Annotated in this window: 16 protein-coding genes and 5 tRNA genes; all 21 read right to left on the bottom strand. The window is 46.5% G+C overall.

The annotated features are described in order from the left end of the window. Window positions 1–6 precede the first annotated feature (6 nt). Window positions 7–1,485 (bottom strand): cardiolipin synthase, encoded by a 1,479-nt coding sequence (cls, locus tag HMPREF3144_RS08240; RefSeq protein WP_070477377.1) that lies wholly within the window; start codon window positions 1,483–1,485, stop codon window positions 7–9. A 169-nt stretch (window positions 1,486–1,654) separates the two neighbouring features. After that, window positions 1,655–2,605: a glutathione S-transferase family protein gene (locus HMPREF3144_RS08245; protein WP_070477379.1), complete on the bottom strand. Its 951-nt coding sequence runs from the start codon at window positions 2,603–2,605 to the stop codon at window positions 1,655–1,657. 90 nt (window positions 2,606–2,695) lie between these two features. Then, the gene (locus HMPREF3144_RS08250; RefSeq protein ID WP_070477381.1) at window positions 2,696–3,688 is read right to left on the bottom strand and encodes an ABC transporter ATP-binding protein; all 993 of its coding nucleotides are present in this window, start codon (window positions 3,686–3,688) and stop codon (window positions 2,696–2,698) included. After that, entirely contained in the window at window positions 3,685–4,656 is a 972-nt protein-coding gene (locus HMPREF3144_RS08255; protein ID WP_048767133.1) for an ABC transporter ATP-binding protein, read from the bottom strand. Before HMPREF3144_RS08255 ends, HMPREF3144_RS08250 begins: the two co-directional genes overlap by 4 nt. 11 nt (window positions 4,657–4,667) lie before the next feature. Further along, the gene (locus HMPREF3144_RS08260; protein ID WP_026156881.1) at window positions 4,668–5,582 is read right to left on the bottom strand and encodes an ABC transporter permease; all 915 of its coding nucleotides are present in this window, start codon (window positions 5,580–5,582) and stop codon (window positions 4,668–4,670) included. After that, entirely contained in the window at window positions 5,582–6,565 is a 984-nt protein-coding gene (locus tag HMPREF3144_RS08265) for an ABC transporter permease (RefSeq protein WP_070477383.1), read from the bottom strand. Before HMPREF3144_RS08265 ends, HMPREF3144_RS08260 begins: the two co-directional genes overlap by 1 nt. An 87-nt stretch (window positions 6,566–6,652) precedes the next feature. Beyond that, window positions 6,653–8,230: an ABC transporter substrate-binding protein gene (locus HMPREF3144_RS08270; RefSeq protein WP_018026817.1), complete on the bottom strand. Its 1,578-nt coding sequence runs from the start codon at window positions 8,228–8,230 to the stop codon at window positions 6,653–6,655. A gap of 224 nt (window positions 8,231–8,454) precedes the next feature. Then, a tRNA-Asp gene (locus HMPREF3144_RS08275) sits at window positions 8,455–8,531 on the bottom strand. A 68-nt stretch (window positions 8,532–8,599) separates the two neighbouring features. Then, window positions 8,600–8,675: transfer RNA gene (locus tag HMPREF3144_RS08280), tRNA-Glu, on the bottom strand. 79 nt (window positions 8,676–8,754) lie between these two features. Beyond that, window positions 8,755–8,831: transfer RNA gene (locus tag HMPREF3144_RS08285), tRNA-Asp, on the bottom strand. 71 nt (window positions 8,832–8,902) lie between these two features. Beyond that, window positions 8,903–8,978 (bottom strand) — tRNA-Glu (locus HMPREF3144_RS08290). A 21-nt stretch (window positions 8,979–8,999) separates the two neighbouring features. Further along, window positions 9,000–9,075 (bottom strand) — tRNA-Ala (locus HMPREF3144_RS08295). A 134-nt stretch (window positions 9,076–9,209) separates the two neighbouring features. After that, a complete protein-coding gene (gene lnt, locus HMPREF3144_RS08300) occupies window positions 9,210–10,871 on the bottom strand; it encodes an apolipoprotein N-acyltransferase (protein ID WP_070477385.1) in 1,662 nt (553 codons plus the stop codon). Between the two features lie 10 nt (window positions 10,872–10,881). Beyond that, window positions 10,882–11,796: an HlyC/CorC family transporter gene (locus HMPREF3144_RS08305; RefSeq protein WP_070477386.1), complete on the bottom strand. Its 915-nt coding sequence runs from the start codon at window positions 11,794–11,796 to the stop codon at window positions 10,882–10,884. 73 nt (window positions 11,797–11,869) lie between these two features. Then, the gene (gene ybeY, locus HMPREF3144_RS08310) at window positions 11,870–12,385 is read right to left on the bottom strand and encodes an rRNA maturation RNase YbeY (protein WP_070477486.1); all 516 of its coding nucleotides are present in this window, start codon (window positions 12,383–12,385) and stop codon (window positions 11,870–11,872) included. Between the two features lie 20 nt (window positions 12,386–12,405). After that, window positions 12,406–13,485, bottom strand: a complete 1,080-nt coding sequence (locus HMPREF3144_RS08315; RefSeq protein WP_070477391.1) for a PhoH family protein — start codon at window positions 13,483–13,485, stop codon at window positions 12,406–12,408. After that, a complete protein-coding gene (gene miaB / locus HMPREF3144_RS08320) occupies window positions 13,485–14,987 on the bottom strand; it encodes a tRNA (N6-isopentenyl adenosine(37)-C2)-methylthiotransferase MiaB (RefSeq protein WP_070477393.1) in 1,503 nt (500 codons plus the stop codon). The genes HMPREF3144_RS08315 and miaB overlap by 1 nt, the downstream gene beginning before the upstream one ends. A 161-nt stretch (window positions 14,988–15,148) precedes the next feature. Then, window positions 15,149–16,090 carry a protein translocase subunit SecF gene (secF, locus tag HMPREF3144_RS08325; RefSeq protein WP_036557482.1) on the bottom strand — a complete coding sequence of 314 codons (942 nt, stop codon included), beginning with the start codon at window positions 16,088–16,090 and terminating at the stop codon, window positions 15,149–15,151. Between the two features lie 28 nt (window positions 16,091–16,118). Further along, a complete protein-coding gene (gene secD, locus HMPREF3144_RS08330) occupies window positions 16,119–18,053 on the bottom strand; it encodes a protein translocase subunit SecD (protein ID WP_018026810.1) in 1,935 nt (644 codons plus the stop codon). Window positions 18,054–18,134: 81 nt separating this feature from the next. Then, window positions 18,135–18,473 (bottom strand): preprotein translocase subunit YajC, encoded by a 339-nt coding sequence (gene yajC, locus HMPREF3144_RS08335; RefSeq protein ID WP_018026809.1) that lies wholly within the window; start codon window positions 18,471–18,473, stop codon window positions 18,135–18,137. A 97-nt stretch (window positions 18,474–18,570) separates the two neighbouring features. Then, complete coding sequence (gene tgt / locus HMPREF3144_RS08340; protein WP_070477396.1) at window positions 18,571–19,710, bottom strand: tRNA guanosine(34) transglycosylase Tgt; 1,140 nt, start codon at window positions 19,708–19,710, stop codon at window positions 18,571–18,573. Window positions 19,711–19,735 lie beyond the last annotated feature (25 nt).

Genomic DNA, 19,735 nt, shown 5'->3' on the forward strand with positions numbered 1-19,735 from the left:
GATAGGCTAAAGAATCGGGGAAAGCAAGCGGGCAGAGGCCTGTATTAAGCGCTCGTGTAAGGGTAGCTTGACCGGCTCAACCTGCTCAGAATGCGCTAAGCTTTGGTAGAACTCCTCACACAGACTGCGATTTATTTTCTCACCATAGCTAACCACAGAAAGTTCAAAGTTCAAATAAAAGCTTCGATAGTCAAAATTCGTACTGCCGATAAAGCTAATATCATTATCCACAATCAGTGTTTTGGTATGCAGCATACGAGGCATATAGGTATATACCTTAATGCCACAGCGCATCAGATCCTGATACCAAGACTGTGCCGCTTTACCGACAATATAGGTATCAGTTTTTTTGGGTACCAAGACCTTGACATCCACACCCCGAAGCGCGGCTGAAGTAAGTGCAAAGAGTGCGGATTGATCAGGCACTAAATACGGTGTGGTGAGATAAATGCGCTCTTGTGCTTGGTGCATTGCCTCAACCATCACGCGCAGAATAGGTGCTAAGTCACTATCCGGTCCCGAGGGGATTAATTGCATGGACAGGGGAGGGACTTTAAGTTCATCGCTAATAATTTGCACCTCTTCGGTCTGTTTTTTTAAGCGAAGATCACTTTTTTCTTTAAGAAAGTGTATTAGCCTCTCATCGCCGCGAGTGGCGTAGTACCAATCCTCTACAAAAACGGTTTGGAACCAGTCAACAATTGGTCCCTCAAAACGCATATGCACATCATGATAGGCCGCAGGGTCAATGCGTAAATCCTGCGTATCAGAGATATTGACGCCACCTGAAAAAGCGATTTTGCCGTCACAAATCAAGATTTTACGGTGATTTCTGAAGTTAATCAGTGAGGAAGAGACACCGATGCCAAGACGATGAAAGTAGCTCAGATGGCCGCCCAAGCTCTCAAATTCCTTCATAAAGCGGCGACTTAAGCGCAATGAGCCCATGCCATCAACCAGTAAAAAGACTTTTAATCCAGCTTGCAGTTTTTTTATCAGTAAATCGCGTAGGGCGGTGCCGGTTTGATCGGGGCTGAAAATGTAGTATTCGAGTAGCACATATTCCTTAGCCTCATCAATGGCTTTGAAAATGGCGGTATAAGTGGCTTCACCACCGGAATAGATTTCATAATCGGTGGTGTAAGTGGGCGGCATATTGGCGGTTTTGCGTATTAGATTAACGATGGGGGCAAACTTATCGTCTACCGCTGTAAACTCAAACTTATCAGCCCAGAGCTTTTGTTGGCGCCTAACAAATAATCGCTTTTGCTGACGATTCATTCTTTGTTTGTCGATTTTTCGGGGGCCTAAAAAATGATAGATTAATAAGCCAGCAAAGGGGATAAAACTAAGCGATAGTATCCATGCAATGGAAGAGATGGGGTTACGTTGTTGCAACAAAATGGTGCAGACTAACAGCACCAGATAAACTACCCAAGATGCGAGTAGTAGGTTGTGCCAATGTTCAAAAAACCATTCGTTCATAAAGCCAATTGAGATGAGAGGTTAAGGCTTTAGTTATGATAAGGCATTTAGTAAAACTTGGTTGATATTCCTCTCAAAAGAAACATATTGAGAGCGTTGTATGACATTAAGTCAAGGCGACATAATGTCATACAGCAGGCTCTCGATCTCACCTGTGTGGTCGCCAGTTTTAGTAAATAAGCTCGGGTCCCAATGGCACCACCCCACTCGGATTGAGTTGCTTGTGGCTACCATAGTAGTGATGCTTAATATGGTGTAGATTCACGGTATTGGCAATTTTAGGATTCAGCATCATACGCTCCACAAAGCGATGTAGATAGGGGTAGTCTTGAATCCGTTTTTTATTGCATTTAAAGTGGCTAAAATAGACTGCGTCAAAGCGGATTAGGGTGGTAAACAGTCGAATGTCTGCCTCAGTCAACTGATTCGCAATTAAATACTCCTGCGTTTCTAGCTCTTCGTTTAAAAAGTCCAAGGTCTCAAATAAAGGTACAAAAGCCTCTTCATAAGCTGCCTGGGTGGTTGCAAAGCCACATTGATACACACCGTTGTTGAGGGTGTGATAGATGCGCTCATTGATCTCGTCGATTTCACCGCGTAAGGGCAGAGGATAAAAATCCCCAGGCAAGGCACCTAAGTCATTAAACGCTTCATTTAAGATGCGGATAATATCAGCAGATTCGTTATTAACAATTTTCTTTGCTTGCTTATCAAATAGCACCGGCACCGTGACTTTACCTGTCATATCAGGTTTGGCTAAAGTGTATATCTGATGCAGGTAATCGGCATGGATGACCGGATCGGCGATGACGCCGTCTCCCGCTTCAAAGCTCCAACTTTGATCACCCATATGCCAGTGTACGACAGATAGGCTAATCATATCCTCTAAGCCTTTAAGTGCTCGTACGATCAAGGTGCGATGGGCCCAAGGGCAGGCTAGGCTGACATAGAGATGATAACGCCCCTTTGCAGCAGGATAGGCCCTTTGACCATCTGGGCCCGGACTACCATCGGCAGTAATCCAGTCTCTAAATGGCGAGTCGGGGCGCACGAACTTGCCGTCCTCTTTGTTATTTATCAACTGATCGACTTGCCATGTGCCGTTAACTAAAATACCCATGATCACTCCTTGAAATTATGCTGTGATGTATTAGTTATAGCAAATAATGAGCTGGCTGAGGAGGGGGCGCATAGTAAACTTATCGCTTTATCATGCTCTGCCTTCCTCAACCGCATGACAGGCAATTTCTATCCCTTGAAACTGGCTTAAAGGTGGAACTTCCTCTTTGCAACGCGTATTAGCTAAGGGGCAGCGCGGATGAAAGGTACAGCCTGTGGGCGGGTTTAAGGGATTAGGTACCTCACCGGCGACCTGTACCCGTCGTTTACCCGTACCTGTCATATCAGGAATAGCGCCTAAGAGCATTTTGGTGTAGGGATGGCGTGGGTTGGCAAATAAATCATCGCGCGGCGCAATTTCTACAATTCTGCCCAAGTACATCACGCCCACACGATCAGCCATATGGTGAATTACGGCTAGATTATGCGAGATAAATAAATAACTCAGCCCCAAGTCCTGTTGTAGCTTCTTCATCAGATTCAATACCTGCGCTTGCACGGACACATCCAAGGCGGAGGTGGGCTCATCACAGACAATAAATTCCGGTCTTAAGGCTAAGGCACGAGCAATGGAAATACGCTGTCGTTGACCGCCGGAGAACTGATGTGGATAGCGATTAATATCAGAGGCACTTAGCCCAACCTGCTCCAACAGCTCTGCGGCTCGTTGTTCTTGCTCTGCCTTAGATAAATGACTATGGGTGCGTAAAGGCTCGGCAATAATGCGGCCGACACGCCAGCGCGGATTAAGACTGGCATAAGGATCTTGGAAAATCATTTGCAACCGGCGACGCATTTTTTTTATTTGCTGCTCATTCATGGTGGACAGCTCTTGACCATCAAATTTAATGCTGCCTTTGCTTAGACCATAGAGTCCAGTCAGTAGACGGGCTACCGTGGATTTACCACAGCCCGACTCCCCCACTAAGGCGAGGGTTTCGCCTCGATTGAGGCTAAAGCTAACATCATCTACGGCACGTAAAAAGACTTTAGGCCGACGGTAAATTAGACGCTCAAGCAAAGGGGGCGAGACATCAAAATAACGGGCAATATGTTTAACTTCAACTAATGGCGCTGCACTCATGCCTTGGCCTCCTCATGTAACCAACAGGCGACTTCACGCCCTTGAAGTGGCATTAAATCGGGACGCTCTGCTAAACACTTATCAAAGACGTCGCGACAACGTGGATTAAATGCGCAGCCACGCGGGATGGCGTTTAAGCGCGGCATGCTACCGGGTATTTGCTCCAATTCATGAATCGTCGGATCCAACGTAGGAATGGAGCGCATTAAGCCATGGGTGTATGGGTGTAAAGCATGTTGGATCACATCCTGCACCGGACCGATTTCGATAATACGGCCCGCATACATCACCGCAACACGGTCTGCAGTTTCTGCAATCACACCCATATCATGGGTGATAAGCATCACCGCTGTGCCATTTTCCTTACAGAGCTTTTTGAGTAAATCAATAATTTGCGCCTGAATGGACACATCTAAAGCCGTGGTAGGTTCATCGGCAATAATTAATTTTGGATCAGCGGCCAAGGCTAAAGCAATGACCACGCGTTGTCGCATACCGCCAGAGAATTGATGGGGGTAGTGATTAATACGTTCACGCGCCGCTGGAATGCCGGTGGACTCCAAAAGTTCAATGGCACGCTCTTGGGCTTGCTTATGAGTCAAGGCCAAATGCGTTTGAATGGTTTGCGTCAGCTGCTGACCCACAGTATACAAAGGGTTGAGTGAGGTTAGCGGATCTTGGAAAATGGCACCGATCTCGCGACCGCGGATCTTGCGCATCTCCTTCAGGGGCAGATGATCAATGCGACGGCCATCAAGATAGATTTCGCCACCACTGACACGCCCTGGCGGATCTAATAAACCGATGATGGAGGCGCCGGTGAGGGATTTACCTGCACCCGATTCACCTACCACGCCCAAGACCTCGCCGCGATTAATGGTAAATGACACATCGTCCAAAGCACGTAAGGTGCCGCGTCGCGTAGGAAATTCTACTTCTAAGTTTTTTACTTCTAATAATGCGCTCATTGTGGTTAGACCTAGTTTAGTTTTGGATTGAGCGCATCACGCAACCAATCACCTAATAAGTTAACTGATAAAACTAAAAGCACCAGCATCAGCCCCGGGAAAATCGTGATCCACCATTCGCCGGAGAAAAGAAAGTCATTACCGATACGAATTAAAGTACCCAAGGAGGGCGAAGTTGGTGGCACACCGACCCCTAAGAAAGACAGGGTTGCTTCAGTAATAATGGCTGTCGCTAAGTGCACGGTGGCTAAGACTAAGACCGGTCCGAGTACATTCGGTAGGACATGGGTCAACATAATGCGCGGTCGGGATACGCCAATGACCTTAGCTGCCTGCACATACTCTTTGTTTTTTTCCACAATGGTGGAACCACGTACGGTACGTGCATATTGCGGCCAACCAGCAAGGGCAATGGCTCCGATCAATACCGGAAAGGAAATCGTCTCTAGCATATGCTGTGGCACCACGCTGCGAGCTACACCATCAATTAAGAGGGCAATTAAAATGGCCGGAAATGATAGCTGTACATCGGCCACGCGCATAATAAAGGACTCCACGCGACCACCGGCATAACCGGCAATCAGCCCCAGCAAAATCCCGATAACCATCGCCAGGATAACCGAGGCAAAGCCAATCAAGAGGGAAATACGGGTGCCGTACAGTAGAGAAGAAAATAAATCACGTCCTTGACTGTCAGTGCCCAGTAGATACGTCAATTTGCCGTCGGCTTCCCAAGCCGGTGGCAGTAGGGCATCAAATAAATCAATGGCAGCTAAGTCAAAGGGGTTGTGTGGCGCTAACCACGGGGCACCAAAGGCACCTACAAACAACACGAAAGTGACAAGCGCACCGAAAATAGCGGTAGGGGTATGACGCCAAGACCAAGCTAAGTCGCTATCCCAAAATCGTTTTAGGGCACTCATGATTATGCTCCTGCGCGGTTGAGGTTAACGCGTAGGCGCGGATCAACCACAAAGTAAAGTAAATCAACAATGAGATTGATCACCACAAAGACCAATGCGATCAAACATAAATAAGCAGCCATCACCGGGACATCGGCAAATTGCACTGCTTGCATAAAGAGTAGCCCCATACCAGGCCATTGGAACACAGTTTCTGTGACAATGGCAAAGGCAATGATCCCACCTAGTTGTAAGCCGGTAATGGTAATCACAGGTACCATGGTGTTTTTTAAGGCATGCCCGAAATGAATCGCTCGTTGTGTTAGGCCTCTGGCACGGGCAAATTTAATATAGTCGCTACGCAATACTTCGAGCATTTCAGAGCGCACCAAACGCAAAATTAAGGTGAGCTGAAATAAGCAGAGGGTAGTTGAGGGTAGTATTAAATGCTTAATACCATCCCAATTAAATAAGCCGGTGCTCCACCAGCCTAGCTTTAATACCTCGCCACGACCATAGCTTGGTAGCCAACCTAGGTGCACAGAAAAAACCAAAATTAATAAAATACCGATCAAAAAAGTCGGTAAGGAAATGCCTAAGAGGGAAAAAGACAAAATGGCTTGAGACAGCCAGGAATTACGTTTTAATGCGGTATAAACGCCTAAAGGTAAACCGATAAAAAGGGCTAGGATCGCAGCAATCACAGAGAGTTCAACCGTTGCCGGTAGGCGGTCTTTAATTAATTCAGCAACGCTTTGGCCTTGACGTAGGGACAAGCCAAATTCACCTTGTGCGGCATTTGATAAAAAGTTCCAAAATTGTATGATGGAGGATTGATCTAATCCCAGACTTTGTCGTAGGGCTTGGCGGTCGAGCTCAGTGGCGTCTTGGCCTAGCATAATGGTGACCGGGTCACCTACATAACGGAAAAGCACAAAGGCCAGTAATGTGACCACTAACATTACTAGCACTGCCTGAAAGAGGCGTCGTATAAGAAAGACAAGCATAAGTTGTAGCGTGTGGGCAAGCCCTAAAGCTAGCACGCAGCTAAGGCTTTAAGGCTTGCACAATGGGTTGACAGTGAGTTGACTGGATTAGTCGTTAATAACCACCCACTCAGCGGTTAAACGGTTATCAGCGCGGTGAATAACGTCGACATTTTTAGCCATGGCCCAAGGGATAACTTGGTCATGAATTGGTAGATGACCAAATTCCTCGGCATGAATTTTTAACACTTGATGAATGGCGTCATTACGCTTGGCTTCATCGGTTTCAACCTTGATAAGGTCAATCAACTTATCCACCTCGGCATTTTCATAATTGCCGAAGTTAAAGGAACCGTCAGCACCCTCACCCTTGCTATGGAATAAGCTTTGTAGGGTATACAGCGCATCAAAGGTAGGTACACCCCAACCGAATAAATAAGCACTGGTATCGTAAGACTGTACTTTAGGGAAGTAGGTCGCACGTGGCATGGAGTTCAAATTGGCCTTCACGCCAATACGAGCCCACATCGCCACAATCGCCTGACAAATCGCCTCATCGTTAATGTAGCGATTATTAGGACAATCTAGGGTAAAGTTGATTTCATTTGCTTGATAACCAGCCTCGGCGATTAAGGCCTTGGCTTTTTCTAAATCAGGTTTAGGGCGCTTGGCTAAATCCTCGCTCCAACCATTAACCTGTGGTGCAACCATGGTGCCGGTAGGGGCAGAGGAACCACGCATCACCGACTTTTTAATCGCTTCAGCATCAATCGCTAAATAAAGCGCTTCGCGCACACGTACATCGGCAAAGGGATTTTTGCCTTTAAGCGTACTGTATTTTAACTCATCACTTTTTTGATCAAGGCCGATATAGATCGTACGATATTCATTGCCCTCGACCACTTTAGCTTGACGCTTAATACGCTCTAAATCCTGCGCTGGGGGATCGAGCACAAAATCAATTTCACCGGATAGAAGCGCCGCTGTACGGGTGGCATTTTGAGCAATTGGTGTATAAACAATATGGGTCACGTTGCCCACTTTATTGTCTTTGTTCCACCAGTTTTCATTTTCGCTAAACTCGGTGCGGATATCTACTTCACGCGAGCTAAGTTTATAAGGACCGGTACCCATGGCATTACGCGCTGAGTAGGTTTCCTCCTTTTTAGTGAAGTCTTGTGGTGAGGTGGTGTTGTTGGCCTCAGCCCACGCTTTACTCATAATAAAGACATTGGTTAATTGACGTAAAAGCACTGGGTTAGGGCCGTCCAACTCAATTTCTAAGGTATGTGAGTCAGTGGCACGGGCATCTTTGATGCCGTTAACATAGGCTTTAAAGTTGGAGGTGGGTGCCATGGCTCGCTTGATGGAGAAGGCAGCATCCTCGGCTGTAAAATCACTACCGTCGTGAAACTTGACGCCCTCACGCAGCTTAAAACGCCAAAGTGTATCTGACGGTGTCTCCCACTCAGTGGCCAAGGTTGGCGTGATCTGGAAGTCCTTGTCATAAGCTACTAGGGTCTCATAGACATAACTACTGGCGGCAATATTTAAGCCTTCATTTTGAGCATGGGGGTCGAGGGTAAGAATATCTCCCTGACTGGCCCAACGCAATGTTTTGGATTGCGCTGCTAAAGGAACGAATAGGGCAGCGGATAGCGCTGCCACTAATAATTTCTTATGCATGAATTATCCTCCAAGAAAAATTTAATATAGCAATGTAGCTTTTTTTTACTTTGCCTAGTATTGGTAGTTATACCATAAGAAATTGATAGTTTAATAGTAAAAAATGAGATCGTTTGCTTATATGCAAATCGTGATGCAATAGTCGAAGTTGATGGTGATAAAGAAGCGCTAGCGTTTAACAAACAAAAAGCCCTTGTCAAGTGACAAGGGCTTCTGGATATCTTTGGCGGAGTGGACGGGACTCGAACCCGCGACCCCCGGCGTGACAGGCCGGTATTCTAACCAACTGAACTACCACTCCTCATAAGCGATCAAATTTTAAGTCGATTGCCAAGCTTTTAAACTCTAATCAAATAAAATCTAAAAGCTTGGCGTCCCCACGGGGATTCGAACCCCGGTTGCCGCCGTGAAAGGGCGATGTCCTAGGCCTCTAGACGATGGGGACAAGGACTTAAAAAATTAAGTATAGCGATGAATTCAAATTTAAGCAAGAAAAACTGCTCGAAATCAATCGCTGAAAACTCTGGCGGAGTGGACGGGACTCGAACCCGCGACCCCCGGCGTGACAGGCCGGTATTCTAACCAACTGAACTACCACTCCGCAGTGGCATATATGCTTTAACAATTGCCAAGCTTTTAAACTCTAATCAGTCAAAATAAAGCTTAAAAGCTTGGCGTCCCCACGGGGATTCGAACCCCGGTTGCCGCCGTGAAAGGGCGATGTCCTAGGCCTCTAGACGATGGGGACCGGACAAAATTTATGCCTATTTGGTGGAGGTAAGCGGGATCGAACCGCTGACCTCTTGCATGCCATGCAAGCGCTCTCCCAGCTGAGCTATACCCCCTAATAGAGTGCAATCACACTGACTGCTGCATAAAGAATATAATCATAGGAGATAAGTTGCTTTGTGTCAAGTCTTTTTCAATGCCTTGTGATTAATTTATTGTTGTTGTGTGTTTTTTACGACTAGCATTGTGCTTAATTGCTCGCCTCAACCGGACCCGGCCGACGAAACCAGCTCAACCCTAGGATCAACAAAGACACAATTAAGATGGGCAAATTACCCACATAAGCGTAGTAGCTTAGCCCTTGTGTACCTTGCACATAAACATCAAGAAAGCCCGCCTGTGCTGTCGGGAGGATGGCATGTACCTTGCCATCAGCATCAATCGCTGCAGTCGAACCTGTATTGGTGGCACGAATCATCGGTCGAGCCGTTTCCAGAGCGCGCATACGCGATATCTGTAAGTGTTGACCTAGGGCGATGGTATTACCGAACCAGGCGAGATTACTGATATTAAATAAAATCGTGGCGCCCTGTGCGGAATCGGCATGGGCAAATAATTGATTTAATAGCTCTTCACCAAATAAATCCTCATAGCAAATATTCGGTGAAAAATATTGGTCCTCAATCGCCATTAATGGCTGATTTTCTAGGCCGGCATCAAAATCACCCAGTGGAATTTGCATTAAATTAACAAACCATTTAAAACCAAAAGGTACATACTCACCAAAGGGTACTAAATGGCGTTTATTGTAGATGCTCAATCCCTGACCGCTGAAAATTTCATGAAGCTCGGTGAAAGAATCCACCGCAATCACGCTATTAGTGACGCGAAACTTATCACCCCCGTCGGGCAGATAAAGTGGGGTGCCGATTAAAAAGGTGCTATTACTTTTGCTACTCATACCGATAATATCGGCCCAGATCTGACTGTCAAGCTGATGTTGAAACACAGGGATGCTGGTTTCAGGAAAAATAGTTACTGCTGGTGGTCTGGCGGGATCGGAAGCAGGTAATTGAGCTAATAAGAACTGCTCATATAAGTGCTCTAAACCGCGCTGTGGATCGAATTTTTGATCCATGGGGGTATTGCTTTGAATTAAACGTACCGAGATGGCATCGCCATGAGGCTGCCACCATTGAATCATGCTAAGCCCCCAGCTTATTAAAAAAAGGGCTATAAACTGTAGTGCTGAACGTAGCTTAAGCGTGTAGGCTCGGTAGTAGATAATTTGTGTTAATAAGGCACTACTGAGACTCACGACAAAGACGATGCTGTACATCCCGCCTATCGGCGCCCATGCGCTATATACCGTATCGACATAGCTATAAGCGATAGCATTCCATGGGAAACCAGTAAAAATATAGCCCCGAGCTAGCTCAGCGAGGGTAATGGCCGCCGCCCAGATTAAAGGCGTTAACCAGTAACTATATGCTTGAGAAGCGAGTCTACCGGTACTTGCGCCAGCGTTAATATCCTCTGCTGTGTAATTATCTTGTCTAAATAAGGCCATCAGCCAGCTGCTAGTGAGTGCCGCTAAGCCGTAGTACAGTGCTAGGTACAAGCTGAACAGCAATACGGCTAAAGCCGCAAGTAGTGACGGCATATAGCCGTACACATGCATACTGATATAGAGCCAGTAGAGGCTAGAGCAAAAACTGCTGATGCCAAATAAATAGGCAGTGATAAATGCCTTGTTGCGTGAGTTAGCACTTAGCACCAAATAAAATAAGGCACCAAAACTCAGCATCTGTATGGGTGCGTGTAGCCAGGCGGGGATGGCACCTTGATAAAAACTTAGGGAATGAATCAGACCTAAGGCGACAGCAACGAAGCAGTGAATCATTTGGGTCATTGATTGGCTACTATTTATCGCCGTCGTCTTTTGCTACTTCTGCAACGACCGGGCTACGGCGTACATGGATCCATTGGGCACGCTTTTCATCGGCACGTAAGACGTAAAACCTTAGGTCCTCGAAATTAAAGCTGTCGCCGCGTTTGGGAATATGGTCAAGCTCGGAAGCTAACCAACCACCAATGGTGTCATGCTCATCTTCGGGGATATGAGCACCGACGATTTTATTAAAATCCTCAATGGGTGTGAGCGCCATAATGCGCCAGGCGACATCTGATTCTGGGAAAATCGTCTGCTCACTTTCTTCATCGTACTCATCCTCAATATCGCCCACAATCTCCTCTAGAATATCCTCCATCGTGACTAAACCAGTGATACTGCCGTACTCATCAATGACGAGAGCCAAATGACTACGGGTCTCTTTAAACTCCTTGAGTAGCTGATTTAAACGCTTAGACTCAGGTACAAAATGCGCTGGTCGCAGCAGCTGCTTAATATCAAGCTCTGGTTGAATAATGATTCGCAGTAAATCTTTGGCTAATAAAAGCCCGATAATATTATCCCGCTCACCCTCATATACCGGGAAGCGGGAATGCGCCGTATCAATCACAAAGTCAATGATTTCTTGGATAGACCAGTCGATATTGATCAGGTCCATCTTGGAACGTGAGATCTGAATATCATCGCAGGTCTTATCGGCAAATGACATGGTACCTGCGATAATGCTGTACGACTCATCGTCCAAAATATCGCGTGCATGCGCTGTTTGAAGTACTTCACGTAAATCCTGACGATCTTCAGGTTCGGCTTTGCCTAGATAATTAGAAAAGCGTCTTAAAGGTGAGATACGCTTAAGTATCCCCTTAAGGGAGGATGACCTATTGTCATCATCGGTAGGCGAGGGTGGTAAAGATTCTGTTGACATCTCTGACGTCGTTGTTGAAAAGTTGAGAATAGTCTATATTTTACCCACTTTATATGAAATATCAGAGTAAAGACTATAAATAAGGATTTTTAATCGTAAAGCCAGCGAGAATCTCGATTTCTAAACCCTCCATCTCCTCAGCCTCAGTTTCTTCTATATGGTCAAAGCCCAGCGCATGCAGGGTACCGTGTACCAACAAGTGCGTAAAGTGATGGCTTAGGCTTTTGCCCTGTGCCAGCGCTTCCTGTGCCACTACCGCAGCGCAAATCACAATATCAGCGCTCAAGGTATGCGCGCTATCCACGCCATACTCAAAGGTTAGGACATTGGTTGCGTAGTCTTTGTGGCGATACTGATGATTTAATTGCCGTGCTTCCTCCAGATCGACAATGCGTAAGTTAATTTCAGCTTGCTCAAACTCACTGTGGTATAGCGACTGCACGGTTTGGATCGTACTTAACACCACTTGCTCTAGGGCTTCTGCGCTTAAGTCATCCTGCAGGACAAAGCTAGCGCTAGCGTTTTGTAGGTTAAAACTCAGTTGCTTTGCGGCAAAGCTTGGTTGATGGTTTGCGATCTGATTTGTCATTGTCATTAATCATTAATGCATTAATGCCCAGCGTTTTCAGCCTTTTCATAGGCCTCAATAATACGCGCAACCAAGGGATGTCTAACCACATCTTTGCTAGTGAAAAAGGTACGCTTAATGCTATCCACCTCGTTTAACACATTGAGTGCATGGGTTAGGCCACTAAATTGACCTTTTGCTAAATCGACCTGTGAGGGATCCCCTGTAATCACCGCTTTACTACCGAAACCGAGACGGGTTAAAAACATCTTCATTTGCTCAGTCGTGGTGTTTTGAGCTTCATCCAATATCACAAAGGCATGATTCAGGGTGCGACCGCGCATATAGGCTAAGGGCGCAATTTCGATCATTTGCTTTTCAAAGTATTTTTGGACTTTTTCATAGCCAAGCAAGTCGTAGAGCGCATCATACAGTGGGCGTAAGTAGGGATCGACTTTTTGAGCTAAGTCACCGGGTAAAAAGCCCAAGCGTTCACCTGCCTCAACCGCAGGGCGTGTCAGAATAATACGCTGAACATTATCTCGCTCAAGGGCGTCAATGGCACAAGCTACCGCTAACCATGTTTTACCGGTACCGGCTGGTCCTACCCCAAAGGTCACATCATGGTTGAGAATTTGTTCCAGGTATTGCTGCTGTCTAGGGGTACGGGGGCGTAGGTCGCTGCGCCGCACTCGTAAATTAAAGTGCTGCGGGCTAGTCGTTACTTCTCCGTTGTCTTCATTTGCTTGGGCCGCCATGGTGCGATACGAGGCTAATTGATCGGCCGCTGTTGACGATGACGTTTTAGTCGGTGTCACCGGGCGGCTACTTTTTTGCAGGCGCTCCTCTTGCTGTGCTTTGAGCTCCACGATACCTAATTGAATATCATCAATGCTTAAGGCCTGATGGCGGGCTCGGCGATGAAAAAGCAGTAACGCTTGGATGGTTTCTTCGGCATGTTCACCATCTACCGTGATTCTGGCGCCATTACGGCCGATTTGTACACCCCAAGCTTGGGCAATCTGCTCAAGATTTTCATCCAAAGGACCGCATAAATTAGCGAGTTGTGTATTATCACCTTCCAAATGAATGACTTGGGGTAGTTTACGTTTGTTGCTCATTAAGCTACAGTCTCCGTGGTCACCACCTCACCTCGAAGGGAGTTGGTATAGACCTCAGTAATACGAATATCAACGAGTTGACCCATCAAGCGCTCGGAACCGACAAAATTCACAATGCGATTGTTTTCAGTGCGACCAGTGAGTTCTGTTTTGTCACGCCGTGAGCGACCGTCCACCAAGACCTTTTGTACCGTACCTAACATCGCTTCGCTAATCGCTTTGGCTTGCTTATTAATCTGCGCCTGTAGACGTTGCAAACGACGTAATTTCACCTCATAGGGTGTATCGTCAGGCAGATCGGCCGCTGGGGTGCCGGGACGACGAGAGTAAATAAAGGAGAAAGAGGTATCGAAATTTAACTCTTCGATTAATTTCATGGTGTTTTCGAAATCCTCATCCGTCTCACCCGGGAAGCCAACGATAAAGTCAGAGGAGAGCGTTAGGCCAGGACGTGCTTTGTATAAACGACGTGCCACGGATTTAAACTCCAAGGTGGTGTAGCCACGCTTCATCGCCGCTAACACACGGTCGGAACCAGTCTGAATCGGTAGGTGTAAAAAGGGCACTAATTTAGGCAGCTTAGCATGTGCCTCAATTAAGCGCGTGGTCATTTCCTTAGGGTGGGAGGTAGTGTAGCGAATGCGCTCAATACCTGGAATTTCATGCACATACTCTAACAGCATGGCAAAATCGGCTAATTCACCGCCGTCACCTAATGGACCGCGATAGGCGTTCACATTCTGTCCTAAGAGATTGACCTCTTTCACACCTTGGTCGGCCAAGTCGGCGATCTCTACTAGAATATCTTCAAAGGGGCGTGAAATTTCCTCACCACGGGTATAGGGCACCACGCAATAACTACAATACTTACTACAACCCTCCATAATGGAGACAAAAGCAGAGGGACCATCTACCCTAGCCGGTGGTAGGGCATCGAACTTTTCAATTTCTGGGAAGCTGATATCTACCTGTGATTTACCGGTGCTTTTACGCATATCGATTAAATCGGGTAGGCGGTGTAAGGTCTGCGGACCGAATACCACATCCACATAAGGTGCGCGACGAATGATGGTGGCACCCTCTTGGCTGGCAACACAGCCACCGACGCCAATCAGTAAATCAGGATTTTTTTCTTTTAGTAGACGCGCCCGACCTAAATCGGAAAATACCTTTTCTTGGGCCTTTTCACGAATCGAGCAGGTGTTAAATAAAATCACATCTGCTTCTTCGGGGTTTTGCGTTAACTCCATGCCTTGTTTTGCATGCAGTACATCAACCATCTTGTCAGAGTCGTACTCATTCATCTGACAGCCAAAGGTTTTGATATAGAGCTTTTTAGGGCGGTCACCCTGACTTAATTTAGCGATTTTATCTAAGGCGGCATCGCTGGGCAAAGGTTCAGCGGCAAGTGCGGCTTTGGCGGCTTGAGCTGCTTCTTCTAGGGTTTTTGGACTGTGGTTGGGCGCATCGGCGGCGCTGCGTTTAAGCGTAATTTCTTGCATGATAATCACCGTAACGGGTTTACATCCCGGGGGTAAAGATAAAAACTGTAAATATAAAAACTCACTAGCATCGCTACTAGTGAGTTTGATTAACGATCGAGTAATTTTACTAAAAATTTAGTCTAAATACATGAATTCAAGGCATTTTTGTTGGCTTTTAATTAACCCTCAACCCATTCTGTGGTGTTTTCATCAGCTTTAGGTGCCTTGATCATATCCTCTCGTTTTACACCTAACCACATGGCGATAGAGGAGGCTACAATCATTGAGGAATAAATACCGAACCAAATACCGATGGTAAGTGCCAAGGCAAAGTAGTGGAGGCTGGGGCCACCGAAAAACAACATGGCTAACACCATCATTTGAGTTGAACCGTGCGTAATCACGGTACGCGAAATGGTCTGGGTAATTGAGCTGTTAATCACCTCGCGTACACTAGCCTTGCGCTGCTTGCGGAAGTTTTCACGGATACGGTCCATAATCACGACCGATTCGTTGACCGAATAACCCAATACGGCGAGCACCCCAGCTAAGACAGGTAGCGAGAACTCCCATTGGAAAAAGGCAAAGAAACCGAGAATGATCACCACGTCATGCAGGTTGGCAAAAATACCGGCCACGGCAAATTTCCATTCAAAGCGGAAAGCCAGATAAATCATAATACCTAGCACCACAAAGAAAAACGCCTTTAAACCATTAATATACAGCTCATCACCGATTTGTGGCCCGACAAATTCAACCCGACGCATTTCCACTGGATTATCCGATTGTTGCAGTACATTCATGATGGCTTGGCTTTGCTCGGCGCTACTAATGCCTTCAACCACGGGTAAGCGGATCATCACATCGCGTGAGGTACCGAAGTTTTGCACCTGATAATCACGATAATTTAAGCTGGCAATTTTAGAGCGAACCTCTTCTAAATCAGCCGGTTGCTCATAAGCTACCTCCATAATGGTACCGCCGGTAAACTCAATGGAGAGATTAAAGCCACGCGTTGCAATAAAAAAGATGGCTAATAAGAACATCACCAAACTGATCAAATTCAGAACCAAAGAATAGTTCATGAATGGGATGGTTCGACGGATACGAAATAATTCCATAATTAATACATCCTTTATGCGCGCTTAATTAAGCTTTGTTTGGCTTGCTATCACTAGCTTGTGCGGATTTGTTGTGTGGCTTGTTGCTTAAGTAATTGTCATCACGCCAAACCGTACCGATAGCTAGTTTTTTCACACCACGACGACCGCCGTACCAGAGATTAACCAAGGCACGCACACCGACCACAGAGGAGAACATTGACGTCAAGATCCCCAAACAATGGACGATAGCAAAGCCGCGGATCGGGCCTGGACCACTAAATGCCAAGAGCGCAATACCCACAATGAGAGAGGTTAAGTTGGAGTCAAAAATCGTACCCCAAGCTCTGTCAAAACCAATATTAATGGCTTGTTGCGGTGTGGCCCCGTGACGCAGCTCCTCGCGGATACGTTCATTAATCAGCACGTTAGCGTCAATCGCCATACCGAGGGTTAGGGCAATTGCTGCAATCCCTGGGAGGGTCAGTGTGGCTTGTAGTAGTGATAATAAAGCGAGCAATAAAACCACGTTAAATACTAGCCCTAAGGTCGAGAAAAGACCAAATAGGTGATAGTAAATAATCATGAAAATAGCAATCGCCACAAAGCCCCAAAGTGTCGATTTGAAACCTTTTTCAATATTTTCGGCACCTAAACTTGGACCAATGGTACGCTCTTCAATAATCGACATGGGCGCTGCTAATGAACCGGCACGTAGTAGTAGGGCGGTGTCAGCGGCTTCGGTCAAACTCATGGAGCCAGATATTTCGACTTGACCGTTAGGGATTTCGGAACGAATCACAGGCGCTGTGACTACCTGTCCGCGGTTATTTTCAAACAGCACAATGGCAATGCGCTTACCAATATTGTTGCGTGTCGTTTCGCGGAAAATACGGGCGCCATTATCATCCAAACTTAAATTAACTGTCGGCTGTTGAGATTGAGGATTACGACCGGCGGTAGCGTCTTTTAGGTTTTCACCGGTTAAGAGCACTTGACGACGGAGTAAGATTGTCTGACCGTCGGTGTCTTTAAAGGCCTCCATCCCAAAAGGTACCGTGCCTGCGGCAATGGCTGCTAGCGCCGTGGGTGAATCCTCTACCATACGCAGTTGTAGCGTGGCGGTACGACCGAGAATCTCTTTGGCGCGCGCCACATCCTGAATACCCGGTAGCTGCACCACAATACGGTCATTACCCTGTTGTTGAATTACCGGCTCAGCTACCCCTAACTCATTAATACGATTGTGTAGAGTGATGATATTTTGTCTAAGCGCCGTTTCTTGAATGCGGATAATTTCGCTTTCATTAATTTCGCCAATCAGTAAATACTGGCTGCCTCTATCCGATGTACTAAAGCTTAATTCAGGCATCATCGTGCGCAATTGGCCTAAGGCTTGATCGCGCGCTGCGGCAGAAGCAAAGAGGGCCTGAATCGAAGAGCCTTCGCGGCTAACTTGCTGAGTATCAATACCGCGTGTGCGTAAGTTATTACGTACATCGTTGCTGAGGGTGTCATAACGCGACTCCAAGGCCCCATCCATATCCACTTGTAAGAGGAAATGTACACCACCACGCAAATCCAAACCTAAGAACATGGGGCGTGCATTGAGCGCTGTCAGCCAGTCGGGAGAATCAGATAAAAGATTCAGCGCTACGGTGTATTCTGGCTCTTCTGGATTGCGGATCAAGGCCTTTTCAATAACGTCCTTGGCTTTTAATTGAAGATCGGGCGTGGCAAAGCGAACACGGACATTACCAATTGAATTACTCATGGAATAATAGGCCCCAGTGTAGGGTATTTGCTCCTGAGCTAGTAAGTTTTCAATTTGTCTTAAGGTGTTTTCATCGACTTTGCGTGTGACATTGGTGCTGGTAACTTGAACTGCTGGCGACTCGCCAAAAAAATTAGGTAAGGTATACAGTATGCCCAGTAATAATGCCACCAGAACGATAAGGTATTTCCATAGAGGGTAACGATTCATGCCGAAGGTCTTTAGAGTGCGTGAGAGAAATGCAATTACCCGCTTTTTAAGGGCGGGTAAAGGCTAAATTAGCAAAAGAAATTATAAACTTCTAATGGTGTCTTTAGGTAAGACGGCGGTTACTGCTTGACGCTGCACCATGATCTCAACCGGCTTTGAAGCTAAGTCTGCGACTTCTAATGCGATGTAACCGGAATCTGTGATGCGGTTAATGCGACCTACCAAACCACCGGCAGTCACAACTTCGGTGCCGACTGTTAGATTGTCAACCATGTTTTTGTGCTCTTTTTGACGCTTCATTTGTGGGCGGATCATTAAGAAATACAACACCACAAACATCAAAATAATGGGTAAAAAGCCCATCAAGCCGGCACTTTCTTGTTGGGCTAGGCTGGCGCTTAGTAAATCGACTAAGTTCATAAAACTCTCCAAATTTCCTTAGTTGAGAAATTTTTAAATGGTTGTTAAAAATAAAATGGCTCTAGATTTTAACCGATCATTGTAGCCTTTTCTTGTCTTATTCAATACCTTTTGCGCGATCTTTATGGAATTGCGCTTGCCATTGATCAAATCGGTTCTGTTCTAGTGCCTCCCGTATCTCCTGCATCAGGTTCAGGTAATAATGTAAATTATGCAGTGTATTTAAGCGCGCACCAGTAATTTCATTGGCTCGGTGGAGGTGGTGTAAATAAGCCCGTGAGAAATGACTGCAGGTATGACAGCTGCAGCTCGGGTCGAGTGGGCGCGTATCATCTTTGTAGCGTGCATTGCGGATTTTAAGATCACCAAAACGGGTAAAGAGCCAACCGTTACGCGCATTACGTGTGGGCATCACGCAGTCGAACATATCCACCCCTTGGCTAACGGCATACACTAAATCTTCCGGTGTGCCCACACCCATCAGATAGCGTGGTGCATTGTCTGGTAGTTGGTGGGCAACGTGTTGTAATACACGCTGCATATCTTCCTTGGGCTCACCTACCGATAAACCGCCAATGGCATAGCCATGAAAGCCAATATCAACCAAACCGTCCAAGGATTCCTTGCGTAAGTCCTCAAACATACCGCCTTGTACAATGCCAAAGAGGGCGTTGGAATTTGCCAGTTCATTAAATGCGTTTTTCGAACGCTTGGCCCAACGCAAGGAAAGGCGCATTGAACGTGCCGCTTCCTCATGGGTGGCCGGGCGGCCATCAATTAAATAAGGGGTGCACTCATCCAATACCATGGCGATATCGGAATTTAGCGCAGTTTGAATGCGCATGGACTCTTCAGGTGAGAGAAAAAGCTTTTCGCCGTTTAAGGGCGAGGAAAACTTCACTCCTTCCTCGTGTAATTTGCTGCGTAAATTACTTAAGCTAAAAACCTGAAAGCCGCCGGAGTCTGTCAAAATTGGCTTTTTCCACTGCATAAAATCATGCAGACCCCCAAACTTCTGAATCACCTCGGTACCGGGACGTAACCAGAGGTGAAAGGTATTTCCTAAAATCACTTGTGAGCCAATGCTCTCTAGCTCGTGCGGTAACATGGCTTTAACTGAGCCATAGGTACCGACCGGCATAAACATCGGTGTTTGCACTGTGCCGTGGTTTAGTTTGATGGCGGCCCGTCTGGCTTTGCCGTGGGTATTAAGTAAGGTAAATTCTAAAGCTGACATTGATACGTGAATTTTAAACGAGTTG

The organism is Oligella sp. HMSC05A10, from assembly GCF_001808335.1.
Taxonomy (GTDB): Bacteria; Pseudomonadota; Gammaproteobacteria; order Burkholderiales; family Burkholderiaceae_B; genus Oligella; species Oligella urethralis.

Coding starts and splice junctions, on each gene's coding strand:
- HMPREF3144_RS08255 (WP_048767133.1), bottom strand. CDS start 4,656: ATGAGCGCATTATTAGAAGTAAAAAACTTAGAAGTAGAATTTCCTACG.
- lnt (WP_070477385.1), bottom strand. CDS start 10,871: ATGACCCAAATGATTCACTGCTTCGTTGCTGTCGCCTTAGGTCTGATT.
- HMPREF3144_RS08265 (WP_070477383.1), bottom strand. CDS start 6,565: ATGCTTGTCTTTCTTATACGACGCCTCTTTCAGGCAGTGCTAGTAATG.
- HMPREF3144_RS08305 (WP_070477386.1), bottom strand. CDS start 11,796: ATGTCAACAGAATCTTTACCACCCTCGCCTACCGATGATGACAATAGG.
- cls (WP_070477377.1), bottom strand. CDS start 1,485: ATGAACGAATGGTTTTTTGAACATTGGCACAACCTACTACTCGCATCT.
- yajC (WP_018026809.1), bottom strand. CDS start 18,473: ATGAACTTAGTCGATTTACTAAGCGCCAGCCTAGCCCAACAAGAAAGT.
- tgt (WP_070477396.1), bottom strand. CDS start 19,710: ATGTCAGCTTTAGAATTTACCTTACTTAATACCCACGGCAAAGCCAGA.
- secF (WP_036557482.1), bottom strand. CDS start 16,090: ATGGAATTATTTCGTATCCGTCGAACCATCCCATTCATGAACTATTCT.
- miaB (WP_070477393.1), bottom strand. CDS start 14,987: ATGCAAGAAATTACGCTTAAACGCAGCGCCGCCGATGCGCCCAACCAC.
- HMPREF3144_RS08270 (WP_018026817.1), bottom strand. CDS start 8,230: ATGCATAAGAAATTATTAGTGGCAGCGCTATCCGCTGCCCTATTCGTT.
- secD (WP_018026810.1), bottom strand. CDS start 18,053: ATGAATCGTTACCCTCTATGGAAATACCTTATCGTTCTGGTGGCATTA.
- ybeY (WP_070477486.1), bottom strand. CDS start 12,385: ATGACAAATCAGATCGCAAACCATCAACCAAGCTTTGCCGCAAAGCAA.
- HMPREF3144_RS08245 (WP_070477379.1), bottom strand. CDS start 2,605: ATGGGTATTTTAGTTAACGGCACATGGCAAGTCGATCAGTTGATAAAT.
- HMPREF3144_RS08315 (WP_070477391.1), bottom strand. CDS start 13,485: ATGAGCAACAAACGTAAACTACCCCAAGTCATTCATTTGGAAGGTGAT.
- HMPREF3144_RS08250 (WP_070477381.1), bottom strand. CDS start 3,688: ATGAGTGCAGCGCCATTAGTTGAAGTTAAACATATTGCCCGTTATTTT.